14 protein-coding genes are annotated in these 13,278 nt (G+C 49.9%); 5 read left to right on the plus strand and 9 right to left on the minus strand.

What is annotated here, in order from left to right:
* Positions 1-6: 6 nt before the first annotated feature.
* From tatA to ppc, 8 genes are all read right to left on the minus strand, one after another.
* Positions 7-225, minus strand: a complete 219-nt coding sequence (gene tatA / locus ACOJUO_RS01385) for a Sec-independent protein translocase subunit TatA (RefSeq protein ID WP_422134915.1) — start codon at positions 223-225, stop codon at positions 7-9.
* Positions 226-361: 136 nt separating this feature from the next.
* A complete protein-coding gene (locus ACOJUO_RS01390) occupies positions 362-694 on the minus strand; it encodes a phosphoribosyl-ATP diphosphatase (protein ID WP_422134916.1) in 333 nt (110 codons plus the stop codon).
* On the minus strand, positions 687-1,100 hold the full coding sequence (gene hisI, locus ACOJUO_RS01395) for a phosphoribosyl-AMP cyclohydrolase (protein WP_422138715.1): 414 nt from the start codon (positions 1,098-1,100) through the stop codon (positions 687-689). Before hisI ends, ACOJUO_RS01390 begins: the two co-directional genes overlap by 8 nt.
* Before the next feature lie 17 nt (positions 1,101-1,117).
* Positions 1,118-2,719, minus strand: coding sequence for a ubiquinone biosynthesis regulatory protein kinase UbiB (gene ubiB, locus ACOJUO_RS01400; protein ID WP_422134918.1), 1,602 nt, complete (start codon positions 2,717-2,719; stop codon positions 1,118-1,120).
* A 94-nt stretch (positions 2,720-2,813) separates the two neighbouring features.
* On the minus strand, positions 2,814-3,401 hold the full coding sequence (locus ACOJUO_RS01405) for a ubiquinone biosynthesis accessory factor UbiJ (protein WP_422134919.1): 588 nt from the start codon (positions 3,399-3,401) through the stop codon (positions 2,814-2,816).
* A 5-nt stretch (positions 3,402-3,406) separates the two neighbouring features.
* Positions 3,407-4,168: a bifunctional demethylmenaquinone methyltransferase/2-methoxy-6-polyprenyl-1,4-benzoquinol methylase UbiE gene (gene ubiE, locus ACOJUO_RS01410; protein ID WP_422134920.1), complete on the minus strand. Its 762-nt coding sequence runs from the start codon at positions 4,166-4,168 to the stop codon at positions 3,407-3,409.
* A 181-nt stretch (positions 4,169-4,349) separates the two neighbouring features.
* Positions 4,350-5,474 carry a beta-ketoacyl-ACP synthase III gene (locus tag ACOJUO_RS01415; protein WP_422138716.1) on the minus strand — a complete coding sequence of 375 codons (1,125 nt, stop codon included), beginning with the start codon at positions 5,472-5,474 and terminating at the stop codon, positions 4,350-4,352.
* A 208-nt stretch (positions 5,475-5,682) separates the two neighbouring features.
* On the minus strand, positions 5,683-8,316 hold the full coding sequence (gene ppc / locus ACOJUO_RS01420) for a phosphoenolpyruvate carboxylase (protein WP_422134922.1): 2,634 nt from the start codon (positions 8,314-8,316) through the stop codon (positions 5,683-5,685).
* A 412-nt stretch (positions 8,317-8,728) separates the two neighbouring features.
* Here ppc and ACOJUO_RS01425 point away from each other — a divergent pair, with 412 nt between their 5' ends.
* The 4 genes from ACOJUO_RS01425 (at position 8,729) to ACOJUO_RS01440 (ending at position 11,918) form a co-directional block, all read left to right on the plus strand.
* Positions 8,729-9,013 carry a DUF406 family protein gene (locus tag ACOJUO_RS01425; protein ID WP_422134923.1) on the plus strand — a complete coding sequence of 95 codons (285 nt, stop codon included), beginning with the start codon at positions 8,729-8,731 and terminating at the stop codon, positions 9,011-9,013.
* Positions 9,014-9,032: 19 nt separating this feature from the next.
* Entirely contained in the window at positions 9,033-9,653 is a 621-nt protein-coding gene (locus tag ACOJUO_RS01430) for an alpha-ketoglutarate-dependent dioxygenase AlkB family protein (protein ID WP_422134924.1), read from the plus strand.
* A complete protein-coding gene (locus ACOJUO_RS01435; protein WP_422134925.1) occupies positions 9,625-10,236 on the plus strand; it encodes a tRNA-uridine aminocarboxypropyltransferase in 612 nt (203 codons plus the stop codon). The genes ACOJUO_RS01430 and ACOJUO_RS01435 overlap by 29 nt, the downstream gene beginning before the upstream one ends.
* Positions 10,237-10,460: 224 nt before the next feature.
* Complete coding sequence (locus ACOJUO_RS01440) at positions 10,461-11,918, plus strand: ArnT family glycosyltransferase (protein WP_422138717.1); 1,458 nt, start codon at positions 10,461-10,463, stop codon at positions 11,916-11,918.
* Between the two features lie 75 nt (positions 11,919-11,993).
* Here the strand turns inward: ACOJUO_RS01440 and ACOJUO_RS01445 are convergent, their stop codons facing one another.
* Positions 11,994-12,536, minus strand: a complete 543-nt coding sequence (locus tag ACOJUO_RS01445) for a thioredoxin family protein (protein ID WP_422134927.1) — start codon at positions 12,534-12,536, stop codon at positions 11,994-11,996.
* A 102-nt stretch (positions 12,537-12,638) separates the two neighbouring features.
* Here ACOJUO_RS01445 and ACOJUO_RS01450 point away from each other — a divergent pair, with 102 nt between their 5' ends.
* Positions 12,639-13,241, plus strand: coding sequence for a TetR/AcrR family transcriptional regulator (locus ACOJUO_RS01450; RefSeq protein WP_422134928.1), 603 nt, complete (start codon positions 12,639-12,641; stop codon positions 13,239-13,241).
* Positions 13,242-13,278 lie beyond the last annotated feature (37 nt).

The following is a 13,278-nucleotide window of genomic DNA, read 5'->3' on the forward strand; positions in this document are numbered from 1 at the left end:
CCTGACTCAGGATTTACGTTGAGTATCTTCAGTCTCTTTTTTCTGATGACTGTTCTCAGACTGCCCGGGCTTCTGTTCTTCGTCAGAAGAGATCGCTTTTTTGAATCCCTTTACGGCCCCCCCCAGGTCACTTCCCAGGCCTTTCAATTTCTTGGTACCAAACAACATCACCACAATCAGCAGGATAATGAGCAACTGCCAGATACTGATTCCACCAAACCCCATAATGCACCCTCCTTTCAGACTGGCCGGGAAATGCCAGCCACTATGCCAACATCCCCTGGAAACATTAACAACTGCCCTCTTGCAAGTGCAGCCGTATGATCAATACTATTCTACCGGATATCCGGTTTTTCCTCACTCAGGAGGGTTGCCTAGAGGCCTTTTCTTCTATGCCAGACAGACCAAAGCGTCGCTCCAGCTCTTTAAGAACTTCTCTGTAGCTCAGCCCCAGGTGGGACAGCATGATCAGAGAGTGAAACCAGAGGTCCGCCGTTTCGTAAACCACATCATCAAGACTGCCGCCAAATTCTGCCGCTTTGGCTGCGATCAGCGTTTCTGCCGACTCTTCACCGACTTTTTTCAGGATCTTGTCCATACCCGCGTCATGCAGACTGGCAACATAGGAGCTGCCCGGACTGGCCTGACGGCGTTCTTCCAGCACAGCTTCCAACTTATCCAGGATGTTATTCATTATCGCTGCTTCCGCTCTTGTCTGCACCGTAGATGGCATCGGGACTTTTCAGAACTTCATCCGTAGTTAACCATTGACCGTCCTCGGTCAACTTACGATAGAAGCAGGATTCCCGCCCTGTGTGACAGGCTATTCCGCCAAGTTGTTCTACCACCAGCAGAACAGAATCGCCATCACAGTCCAGCCGCAGCTCATGCAGTCTCTGCACATGACCGGATGACTCACCTTTACGCCAGAGCTTGCCCCGGGAACGTGACCAGTATATTGCTTGCTGCTCTTCAGCGGTCAGGGCCAAGGCTTCCCGGTTCATCCAGGCCTGCATCAGCACCCTGCCGGTTTGATGATCCTGGGCTGTCGCGGCCACCAAACCATCACTGTTCCAGCGAACGTCATCCAACCAACTCATGCTACTTATCTCCAATCCTATCGAATCAGGAGCCAGACCCCGGCTCCTCCCGTTAACACTCCCTGCCAGGGAAGCTGTGCAGACCATTCAGGGAACACCAGAACAGTAGCGGCCAGTACAACCAATACCCCACCCAACCACTTGCTTTTGTCGGTTCGCCGGTCTGCCCGATTATGTATGGCCATCAGCTTTCGCTGATGCTCCGAAAACTGTTTAACGCTGTGCAGAGCATTTCTGGCCATATTAGGCGCACTCAGCAGCCAGTCGGGAATATTATCATGTACTGAGCGGCCGATTCCGCAGGGGCTGACCTGATCCTTCATCCATTTCTCAAGATAAGGCTGTGCTGTATTCCACAAATCCAGTTCCGGGTAAAGCTGTCGGCCCAGACCTTCGACATTCAGTAACGTTTTCTCCAAAAGAACCAGCTGGGGCTGAACTTCCATTTCAAACCTTCGTGCAACCTGAAACAATCTGACCAACAGATGCCCGAACGATATATCTTTCAATGGCCGTTCAAATATGGGCTCACAGACTGTCCGAATAGCGGCTTCAAGCTCACCTACTACGGTATGGGAAGGAACCCAGCCTGAATCCACATGCAGTTGGGCGACCTTGCGATAATCCCGTTTGAAAAAGGCCAGCAGATTACAGGCCAGATAATACTGATCTTCAGGTTCCAGAGTACCGACGATACCACAGTCAATGCCTATATATTTTGGCTCAGAAGGGTTAGAGATATCGACAAAAATATTCCCCGGATGCATATCGGCATGGAAAAACCGGTCGCGGAAAACCTGGGTGAAAAAGATCTCAACACCTCTTTCCGCTAGTTTTTTCATATCGGTACCCTTCGCCTTCAGGGTATCTGTATCAGCAACAGGCACACCATAAATTCGCTCCATCACCATCACTGAAGGTTTGCAGTAATCCCAATAGACTCGGGGAACAAACAGCAACTGTGAGTCGATAAAGTTCCTGCGTAACATAGAGGCGTTGGCAGCTTCCCGCAACAGATCCAGCTCATCAAGAATCGTTTTCTCGTAATCCCTGACCACTTCTATTGGCCTGAGCCTTCTGGCTTCTCTTACAAGCGCGACCAGCAAACGACTGAAGCCGTACATCAGCCGAATATCCTTGCGGATCACCTTCTCTATGCCAGGCCGTATCACCTTAACCACCACTTCTTCTCCACTATGCAGTCGAGCAGTGTGCACCTGGGCTATGGACGCAGAAGCCATAGGTTCGTGATCAAAGCGGTCAAACCGTTCTGAAACCGGGGCTTGCAGGCTTCGTTCAATGATGGCTACGGCCTCTGTCGCAGGGAAAGGCGCCACCTGATCTTGCAGTCGGGCCAATTCATCACTGATATCTTCAGGCAACAGGTCGCGACGGGTAGACAGAATCTGGCCGAACTTGATAAAGATAGGTCCCAGGGATTCCAGCCCTTTTCTGAGTCGGACGGCTCTGGGGTCGCTGTTCTTGATAAAGTATCGCCAGGGAAGGAGTCGCATCAGAACTCTGGCAGGAAAAGGCAGGCAGTCGATCTCGACCAGATCGTCCAGCCTGTAGCGGGCAATAGCCCCAACAATTTTTATTAAACGGGTTAACTGCAGCACCCTTTTCTCCCGCGATACTCTTGTTTGCTCAACTCGCTTGCTTAACTCACAAAGGGGCTGTTCTGCGCTCGAGGCTGCCTTGTCAGCTTTCCCATCAAGTTTTGTTCAAACGTCTGCTCAAGCTTTCCACAGCTTCACTCAGAGCGGTAACCTCACGACTGAAAGCACCGATTTCAGACTCTGAGGGCACCAGCTCCAATTCGTACTGAAGATAAGCGGCCCCTTGGCCAGGAAGCGTTTCTCCAAAGCCTGTCAGCGTTGAGGTTATGAAGCGCAGCCCTTCAGCCAGTGAATGCCCTGCTACTGGACCCACTTGCTCACAGATCAGGGTTTCCCAGTCGAGCTGCATCCCTCGATGGGTAGATTGCAGCGCTTCCAGAACTTTCTGATCACCCGAGACATTTAGCCCTCTGATGGCATCCCAGGAAGCGTCTCGATCAGCGGCAAGCGTTATAAAACTACTTAATGGCCCCTGCAGAGTGACATCAACAGAGCCCTCATGCCAGCCAGCACAGCGGACTCCTGAGGCGTCCAGAAAAACATAGCAGTTAAAATCAGGCTGAAGACCAATGAGATGAACAACGCTGCCGTCCAGAGACTTTAAAGCCCCGGCTGTAACGGGATCGAGCTTAAACAGCTGATTGATCCGGTTCTCCACAAACGCCAGAAATGCCGTCTTCATGATAATCAGGGTTTGATGCCTTTATGCAGGGCAACAATGCCGCCGGTCATGTTGTGGTAGGTGGTATTCACAAAACCGGCTTCTTTCATCATGGCTTTCAGGGTTTCCTGATCCGGGTGCTTGCGAATACTCTCGGCCAGGTAGCGATAACTCTCTGAGTCACCTGCCACCAGCTTACCCATCGCCGGCAACAGGGAGAAGGAATAAGCGTCATAGACTTTGGTTAACAAAGGATTGTTAGTCTTTGAGAACTCCAGAACCAGCAGACGGCCACCAGGCTTCAGGACCCGGCACATAGAGCGCAGTGCTTCGTCCTTATCGGTCACATTTCTCAGGCCAAACGCAATAGTTATGCAGTCGAACGTATTTTCCGGGAATGGCAGGCACTCGGCGTTGGCCTGGACATACTCAACATTCCCGACAATGCCCTGATCAATCAAACGATCACGCCCAACCCTGAGCATCGACTCATTGATGTCAGCCAGCACGACCCGACCCGTATCGCCCACCAGACGGGAAAACTGTTTTGTGAGGTCGCCGGTACCACCGGCAATATCCAGAACCTGATGACCTTTGCGAACCGCAGAAAGCTCTACGGTAAAACGCTTCCAGAGCCGGTGTACACCCATTGACATGAGGTCGTTCATCACGTCATAGCTATCAGCCACTGAGTGAAAAACACCCGCCACCAGCTTCTCTTTATCATCAGGATTGACATCTTTGTAACCAAAGTGGGTCTTGTCCTGATCTCTTACCTTCTCAGTCATTCAGATCTCCGCCCCAGCAACAGAAAACAATCCGAACCCCGTCTTTCGATTTCCGGTTACTGGCAAGCATTCGGGAAAAATTGCAGGCTATTGTAATGGGTAATGACAAATAGGTAAATTTGCCCACTCATCGCACTATTTCGCAGTGGAGTCGACCAGCCGCCTATTCAACGAAAGGCTCTCAGCGTTTTCTGACGACAATACTGCCAATAGAGTAACCCGCTCCGAAAGAACAGATAACACCACAACTACCCGCTTCCAGATCTGCTGAATACTTATGGAAAGCAATGATTGATCCTGCAGAACTGGTGTTAGCGTACTCATCCAAAATAACCGGCGCTTCTGCCGGAGTCGCTTCACGGCCTAATACCCTGCGTGAAATCAGCTGATTCATGCTCAGGTTCGCCTGGTGTAGCCAAAGACGAGAGAGTTTGTCAGACGTCAGTCTCAACTCATCCAGGTGACTTGAAATGATCTCTGCCACTTTAGGACAGACCTCCTTGAAAACCTTGCGACCGTTTTGCACAAACAGCTTATCGGGTTGTCCAATACCGGACTCATCAGCACGATTCAGGAACCCAAAATTATTACGGATATTATTGGAAAACTGAGTCCAGGCTCTGGTACCCAGAATTTCAAAGCCTTTCTCATTACTGGCAACACTTTCCGCTTCAACTACAACAGCTGTCGAAGCATCTCCGAAAATAAAGTGGCTGTCCCGATCACGGAAATTCAAATGAGCAGAAGTGATCTCGGGACTGATCACCAGAACCCTCTGCGCATTACCGGACAGAATGGCATCCGTTGCCGCTTTGATACCAAAAGTCGCAGAAGAACAGGCCACATTCATATCGTAGGCGTAGCCAGATGCTCCCAAGTAGTACTGCACCTCAACGGCAATGGCAGGATAAGCCCTTTGCAGGTTGGAGCAAGCCACAATGACCAGGTCGACCTCTTCTGGCCTCACTCGTGCCTGGGAAAGCGCATCTCTGGCAGCATGTAATGCCATTTCACACTGAACGGAGATTTCTTCGTTATCCCGCTCGGGAAGTCGGGGTACCATACGACCAGGATCAAGAACACCTTCACGATCCATGACATAACGACTTTTAATGCCCGAAGCTTTTTCTATAAAGGCACTGTTACTCAATGGCAGGGGGTCTTTTTCACCGGCAGCGATTGCCTGCTGGTGTTTGTCATTCTCTTTCTGAGCCCAGGTATTATAGCTCGTGACCAGCTCATCATTGCTGATAGAACTGGTCGGGGTGTATAGCCCCGTTCCTGTGATAATTGCAGCGACAGCCATGCTTGTTCCGATCACCTTATCTTGACGTGCTCCGTGATCCTATATCATGCACCATGGTAATAAAACCTTAAAATTTCACCCCGGATATCATTGTACGTCAGCCACATTGAAGACTGACCGGGTGGAGACTCTCCTGCGACTCCTGCCTTTGCTGGAGCATTGGAACGAGTTACAGGAGACAAACACATTGACTCTGACAATAAGCCAGTTAGCCGGTATTACGCATACCTGCAGCAATACCAACAACAGTAATCATCAAGGCCTGTTCCAGATTTTCACAAACCTTCCCTTCTTCTGAATGTCGAACGCGGTAGAGTAACTCTGCCTGAAGCACATTCAGAGGGTCAGTATATGGATTACGCAAAGCGATAGCCTGCTTATTCTGAGGATGGTTAGACATCAACTCTTCCCCGCTTTTAAGCTCCAGCAGTGCCTGAACTGCAGTTTTCAGCTGCTCTCGCAGACTTTCTCCCAGATGCTGTAGCTCGGTCGGTACCAACCGTTCTTCATAGTATTCAGCCAGATTCGAATCGGTCTTCATAAAGACCATCTCCAGCATTTCCAGCCGCGCCTTGAAGAAGGGCCATTGACTGATCATCTCTTCCAGAGTTTCTTTCTGGCCGTTTTCCAAAGCATTTCTTAAGGCGGCACCACACCCAAGCCAGGTGGGCAGCATGAGACGAATCTGGGTCCAGGCGAATATCCATGGAATCGCCCGCAGACTTTCCACGCCACCATTGGGCTTGCGCTTTGCAGGTCTTGAACCCAGGGGTAACTTGGCCAATTCCTGTTCTGGCGTCACCGCACGAAAATAGGGAACAAAATCAGGCTCATCCCGGACCATACCCCGGTATATTTGCAGGGAATCTCTGGCCAGCTGATCCATCATATCCCGCCAGCTTTGCTCTGGCACAGGCGGGGGCAGCAGGGTTGCTTCCAGCGTGGCGCTTGCATAGAGCATCAGGCTGTTAATGGCCACATCAGGGAAACCAAACTTGAAACGGATCATTTCTCCCTGTTCAGTGACTCGCAGATTATTGTTCACCGAGCCCGGTGGCTGGGAGAGAATCGCCGCATGGGCAGGGCCACCACCACGACCGATGGTACCACCACGACCGTGGAACAGTGTCAGCCCGACATTATTTTTACGACAGACCTCCGTCACCTCTTCCATGGCCCGATACTGAGCCCAGGCTGCTGCCATCCAGCCAGCATCCTTGGCAGAGTCGGAATAACCGATCATCACCATCTGACCGCCATGGCAATAACCACGATACCAGGGCAATGACAATAGAGAGCTGATACACTCACTGGCACCATCCAGCGCGTCAAGTGTTTCAAACAGAGGAGCAATAGGCATTGCAAAGCCAACGCCACACTCTTTCAGCAACAGCGCTACAGACAAGACATCGGATGGTTTGTAGGCCATGGAAATGACATATGCGCCTAATGCCTGCTGACCTTCTCTGGCAATAGCACGACAGGTGGCAAGGACTTCAGCGACATCTTCGGAAGGCTGCCATTCTACCGGAATCATGGGCCTGGGATTCTGCAGCTCTTTCAGTAAAAAGGTCTGCTTTTCCTGTTCATCCCAGCTCTGGTAATCACCAATCCCCAGAGCTCTGGTTAACTCACTGATCGCCTGAGTATGTCGGCTCGCTTCCTGACGAATATCCAAACGTATCAGGGTGAGACCAAAGCTGTGAGCACGACGGATCATGTCCAATAGCGGACCATCGGCAATGACGCCCAGACCCACTTCATGCAAGGAGTGGTAGCAAAGCTCCAGAGGCTCAACAAGATCTTTATGCTCCAGAAGCACTTCAGAAGAACGGGATTTGTCGACCAGTGCATATTCGCACCAGGTTCGGGCCTCTCTGAGACGCTCTCTGAGCTGTCTGAGAACGACCCGATAGGGCTCTCGACAATCCCCCAGTTTCTGCTTCATTTCTTCACTGCATTCAGTCATGGAGAGCTCTCCAATCAGGGGGTTCAGATCCCTGAGGTACAAATCCGCAGCCATCCAGCGACTCAATAAAAGCACTTCCCGGGTCACCTCAGCGGTGACGAATGGATTTCCATCCCGGTCTCCTCCCATCCAGGAAGAAAAGCGCACCGGTACAGCATCCAGTGGCAGACCAATATCGGTATGTTCCCTGAGCCGCTCATCTATAGCACGAACAAAATCAGGCACCGCATTCCATAGAGAGTGCTCGATGGTGGCAAATCCACCCTTGGCTTCATCAACAGGTGATGGTCGCTTCATCCTGAATTCATAAGTGTGCCAGGCCTGAGCTATCAATTGACGAAGCCGGTCTTCAAGACGGGCTCGCTCCCTGAAGCTCAGACGGCTGCTTTCCAGCTTGCTGAGACACTCAAAAATCGATTCATGTTTCTGGATCAGGGTTCTGCGGGAAACTTCGGTGGGGTGAGCGGTCAGTACCAGCTCCATATCAAGGCTGGCAACACTGTCTGCGATTTGCTCCTGGCTGAACCCCTGATTTCTGAGCCTCGCCATCAGCTCATCAAAGTGATCCGGAACACAGAACGTTTCGCCATGGCTAACAGCAATACTGTCATATTGTTCGGCCAGGTTAGCCAGATTAAGAAAATGACTGAACGCCCGTGTAACGGGCACCAGGTCGTCATCAGAAAGGTTTTTCAGTTGATCCAGTAAAACTTCCCGATCATCCTCACTGCCTGCTCTTGCAGCCTTGGAAAGCTGACGAATGCTTTCAATACGATTGAAAAAAACCTCGCCATGATGTTCCTTTATAGTCTGACCCAACAGTGTTCCCAGCAGGTTCACGTTGCGACGCAAATTCGCCTTACTGTCTGTCATAGATTTAACTTCCCGGGTTTCTACCGTGAAATTGCTTTCACTCTGGCACTTTGTTCATGGCTAAAAGCACGACCACCTTGTTCTGATGCAGGAATACCGGAAACTTTTGAACCAAAGTACCGTTTTCATCCCTCATTTTGATGACGTACAACTTCGAGAATTACTGAGCCTATACCATAAAATCCGAATAAAAAAGCCTTCACAAACACGCACCAAGACGCACAAACAAGTACAGGACACACAAAACATGGACATGCTCGATTTCAGAAGGATTTCGAAGAAAAAAAACTGCCCGGCCACGGAAAAGCTATCGCAGAAACAGCTATTATTTCTGGCGTATCCCCATAGATCTTGTAATATGTTTATCTCATGATGAATGAGGTAGATTTACTTGCTTTCAAGAGGTATCAGCATGAAAGAAAAAGACCCCTTTGAGTGCAACACCTGCAATACGGTAGAGGTCGGTACCCTGATCCGCGACGATGATACCTGGGTTACTGTGGAAATTCGTGGTGACAAGGCAGTTTCTGCCCAGGAAAAGTTCAACAAGATAGAGCAGCGAGCTCTTTCAGTCGGATCAGGCAACTGCAAGATTCAGTCAGAAACCATTCAGGAAAACGGTATCACGGTGATCAAGGCGATGCTCGACTTTGACTGTACTGCAGAAAAGCTGATCTTTGAAATGTCTCTGCGATAACAGCTCCCAGTCTACGGATTTGCGTTCAATCAACATTCATGCTCCCGACGCCGAGCTGTCTTTCTGGCCAGATCTGATCACACAACAAGATTGTGAATCCTATTACCAGCAACTTCTGTCTGGCACCCGGTGGCGTCAGGATACAATCACAATTTTCGGAAAAACATTGGATTTACCTCGATTACAAGCCTGGTATGCTGATGAGGGAATGACTTACAGCTACTCTGGCCTGACACTCACTCCAGAGCCATGGACACCGGTGTTGCTGGCGATAAAAAAAGTGGTCGAACACACCTGTCACTCTTCATTCAACTCGGTTCTGCTCAACCTGTATCGTGATGGCAATGACAGTAACGGCTGGCATTCTGACGATGAGGCAGAACTTGGAGAACAGCCTGTTATTGCCTCACTGAGTCTGGGCCAGGAAAGACGTTTTCGACTGAAACACAAAGAGGCCAGTTCAAGGGGTATCCAACCCTTGTCACTGGATTTACCTTCTGGCTCACTGCTGGTGATGTCAGGCTCAACCCAGCGCTGCTGGCAGCATTGTCTTCCCAAAACATCCAGAACCGTTTTACCCCGTATCAATCTCACTTTCAGGAATGTCATTTATGGCCCGAGCCAAATGCCCGCGCTGTGAGCGTCCTCTTCGATTCTGCATTTGCCAGCATTTACAACCCGAGCAGGCCTGCTGTGAACTACTGATCCTGCAGCACCCCGATGAGGTCAAACATCCGCTGAATACCGCCCGGATCGCCAGACTGGGCATTGAGAACTGCAAGGTTCTCGCAGGAGAGGACTTCTCCGAAAACCCACACCTCAAGATCCTTCTGGAGAACAAAAAAAGCTGCTTACTTTTTCCGGGCGAAGAGGCTTTCCAACCTTCTGAATATCAGAAAATCCATGGCCTGCCTGATGTTTGTATTCTGCTGGACGGTACCTGGAGAAAAGCCAGAAAGATACTTCATCTCAACCCTCAACTTCGGTCTCTGCCACGGATATCCCTGCCAGAAAATCTGGAGTCCCGCTACCGAATTCGCAAATCCCCTCATCAATCAGCCCTTTCTACTATTGAGGCTACGGTATGTCTTATGCGAGAGTTTTCAGGAGACCCAATGGTTCACCAAAACTGCCTGGACAGCTTCCAGACCATGATCGACCGACAGATCCTGGCCATGGGGCGAGATGTCTACGAAAAAAATTATAGAAACCGATCGAAATGAACTACTTTGATTAGGCGCTACGCTGATTTGGGTCCCGGTTAGCGTCCCAGTGATATTAATTAGGGACTGGGCTTTTTTTCAGTATGCGAATAACATGGGTCCGAGGCTTTTTTGCTTTATGTTTGCTATCAATGAATCGGCCGAAGCAATACGAAGTAATGGAATAGCAACATTCATAACCTTGTGCATTTCCACAGCCACCAGAGACAGAGTGCAAAATAATAATGACTGACGCCTCCCTGAAAACCTCTTCCCGCTGGCTCTGGGTGTACCTTCTGATTCTGTTCGCCATTCTGATCCGGCTCCTCTCCCTTGGCCTATATCCTCTGATGGATACTTCAGAAGCCCGATACGGTGAGATCGTCAGACTGATGGTCGAGACCAATGACTGGATCATTCCATATTTTGATTATGGTGTCCCGTTCCTCGGTAAACCACCCATGTTTATCTGGCTTTCAGCCATAAGCTTCAAGTTATTCGGAATCAATGAATTTGCCGCCCGCTTACCTTCTCTGGTTTGTAGTCTGGGCACCCTGGCATTGGTCTGGAAGCTGGCCCATTTTCAAATGGGGGTACAAAAGGCAAAAATTTCGGTACTGTTCCTGGTCACCTCCGCCATGTTTCTCGTTCTTTCCGGTGCCCTGCTGGCCGACCCGGTCATGACCCTGACGACCACTCTGATACTCGGCAGTTTCTGGATGGGCTGGCAGAGTCACAACGAATCTGAAGCACTTCGGTGGCAATATTTGTTTTTTGCCGGTTGCGGCCTGGCACTGCTGGCAAAAGGGCTCGCTGCAGTGGTTCTGGCGGGTGGTCCGATTTTCTTATGGTGCCTTCCTAAAGGCAGATTGATAACGCTGTGGCATAAATTTCCCTGGATCAAAGGCACTATTCTGTCAGCAGCCATTGCCCTTCCCTGGTATATCAGCGCCGAGATACGCAACCCCGGTCTTCTGGAATACATGTTTATTGGCGAACATTTTTCCCGCTATCTGGATTCCGGCTGGCAAGGTGATGAATACGGCAATGCCCATGTCCACGCTCTGGGAGCCATCTGGGGCTACCTGCTGGCTGGAGGCTTTCCCTGGACATTCGTGTTACTCGGAGTTGCCATCAGACAACTCTGGAAATTCTGGCAAAAGAAGCCCACTCTCAAGTTAACTGAATGGGATTATTTCCTGCTCTGCTGGCTGTTGTTTCTGCCCCTGTTTTTCTCTTTCACTACCAATCTGATCTGGACTTACACGCTCCCTGTGATGCCTGCCCTGGCAATGATTATTGCACGACTGTTCGGGGAGAGCTGGTCCAAACACTCTGGTAAGCTTATCACTCTGGCAACCCTGACACCTCTGTTGATGATTGCTACTATCATGGTCATGATGAACGACGGTGGTAAAAAATCACAAAAGTACCTGATCGCCAACATGATGACACACCCTAATGAACAGCCTGGTCGCCTTATTTACTTTATGAAGCGTCCGTTCTCGGCTCGCTTTTATTCCCAGGGTCAGGCCCTGCTGGCCTCCAGTGAAGAGGAGATCTTCGATCAATTACACAGGGATCGCAGGGACTTTCTGGCCACTCGCGACGGCAACATCAATAAGCTGTCTGCCCCGCTGAAAGATCGCTTCGAAAAAGTATCCAAATACAGAAACTGGACCCTCTGGGTTGAGAAAAAATAATACCTTGTGAAGAGTGCTGAATTATACCAATCGTGCTTTCTAACTCCCATGGGGAGTTAGAAAGCACGATTGGTATTACTTCCATTTAATATTACAGCCGATACTGGGACTTTGATTCTCTGCTACTCGCTCTCCCGCCAGCACTGAGTCCATGGCAGACTTTAAATCAGCCCCGGTCACAGGCTTGTCATTACCAGGACGAGAGTGATCAAACTGACCACGATAGACACACCTCAGTTCGGCATCAAAGAGAAAAAAATCAGGTGTACAGGCCGCATCGTAGGCTTTCGCCACCGACTGACTTTCATCATACAGATAGGGAAACGGATAAGATTTTAATGCCATCTTGTCAGGAGCATCCTCGGGATAGGTCCTGGCATCATTAGCACTGATAGCCACTATGCCAAGATCTCGATCAGCATAATCCTTACCCAACTCTACCAGCGCATCTTCAATGTGAATCACATAAGGGCAGTGATTACAGATAAACATCACCAGAACGCCCTTCTCCTTTCTTACTTCCTGCAGGGAGACGGACTGTCCTGATGAAGGATCAGGCAATTTAAAATCAGGGGCAGACGAGCCCAGTTCAACCATATTCGACGGGGTCAGTGCCATTCCGGTATTCTCCAGCTTATATCCCACTACAGGTGCTAATCCATTGTGGGAGTTGTCGGGAACAGAAAACTGCTGCTACATTGGAAGTTCGAAAATCAAATTATGTCACTTATGGGCAGGCATACCTCTTTTAATAAAGACAAGGCGCTGGATAACGCACTTGCTCTCTTCTGGTCTCGGGGATTCTCGGCTTCTTCGCTCAGACAGCTGGAAGAAGCTACCGATCTGCACCCTGGGAGCCTGTATCATCATTTTAAAAACAAAGAAGGCTTATACCTGCACGTCTTAAAGTACTACATTGAACACTACCTGCAGTTAAGAATCCAAAAGTATCTCGGTTCAGGGCCTCCCCTTGAAGGTTTACGCCGATTTTTGACAGCAGGCTATCGTCATCCCCGCAACGTGCAATACCAGAACTGCTGCTTTCTGGCCTGTACCAGTACAGAGCTGCACCTATTGCCAGATCAGGCTGCTGAGCTGGTCAGACAGGCTGTGAACACGATCCAACAGGCATTAATGGCCCAGATACTCAGGGGGACTGAAAAAAACCTGATTGCCCCCTGCCTGAGCAGCGCGGAAGCAGCCAGAGAGCTCACCAGCTTCTTTCTGGGCCTTCAGTTAATGGCCAGAATCAGCCCCAATCAGCATCAGTTAGATTTGCTGGTAAAGCACAGTCTTGAGCATATTCTGAATCCCAAAACATGATTGGGAAGAAGGTACCATTATGGCAATGAACAACCAA

This window comes from Endozoicomonas sp. ALC020, from assembly GCF_049275935.1.
GTDB lineage: Bacteria > Pseudomonadota > Gammaproteobacteria > Pseudomonadales > Endozoicomonadaceae > Endozoicomonas_A.

What these genes read in the sequence shown, in the direction of transcription:
- ACOJUO_RS01415 (WP_422138716.1), bottom strand. Translation starts at nt 5,474, where the DNA reads ATGGCTGTCGCTGCAATTATCACAGGAACGGGGCTATACACCCCGACC.
- hisI (WP_422138715.1), bottom strand. Translation starts at nt 1,100, where the DNA reads ATGAGTTGGTTGGATGACGTTCGCTGGAACAGTGATGGTTTGGTGGCC.
- ACOJUO_RS01390 (WP_422134916.1), bottom strand. Translation starts at nt 694, where the DNA reads ATGAATAACATCCTGGATAAGTTGGAAGCTGTGCTGGAAGAACGCCGT.
- ACOJUO_RS01450 (WP_422134928.1), top strand. Translation starts at nt 12,639, where the DNA reads ATGTCACTTATGGGCAGGCATACCTCTTTTAATAAAGACAAGGCGCTG.
- ACOJUO_RS01435 (WP_422134925.1), top strand. Translation starts at nt 9,625, where the DNA reads ATGGCCCGAGCCAAATGCCCGCGCTGTGAGCGTCCTCTTCGATTCTGC.
- ACOJUO_RS01405 (WP_422134919.1), bottom strand. Translation starts at nt 3,401, where the DNA reads ATGAAGACGGCATTTCTGGCGTTTGTGGAGAACCGGATCAATCAGCTG.
- ppc (WP_422134922.1), bottom strand. Translation starts at nt 8,316, where the DNA reads ATGACAGACAGTAAGGCGAATTTGCGTCGCAACGTGAACCTGCTGGGA.
- tatA (WP_422134915.1), bottom strand. Translation starts at nt 225, where the DNA reads ATGGGGTTTGGTGGAATCAGTATCTGGCAGTTGCTCATTATCCTGCTG.
- ACOJUO_RS01425 (WP_422134923.1), top strand. Translation starts at nt 8,729, where the DNA reads ATGAAAGAAAAAGACCCCTTTGAGTGCAACACCTGCAATACGGTAGAG.
- ACOJUO_RS01445 (WP_422134927.1), bottom strand. Translation starts at nt 12,536, where the DNA reads ATGGCACTGACCCCGTCGAATATGGTTGAACTGGGCTCGTCTGCCCCT.
- ACOJUO_RS01440 (WP_422138717.1), top strand. Translation starts at nt 10,461, where the DNA reads ATGACTGACGCCTCCCTGAAAACCTCTTCCCGCTGGCTCTGGGTGTAC.
- ubiE (WP_422134920.1), bottom strand. Translation starts at nt 4,168, where the DNA reads ATGACTGAGAAGGTAAGAGATCAGGACAAGACCCACTTTGGTTACAAA.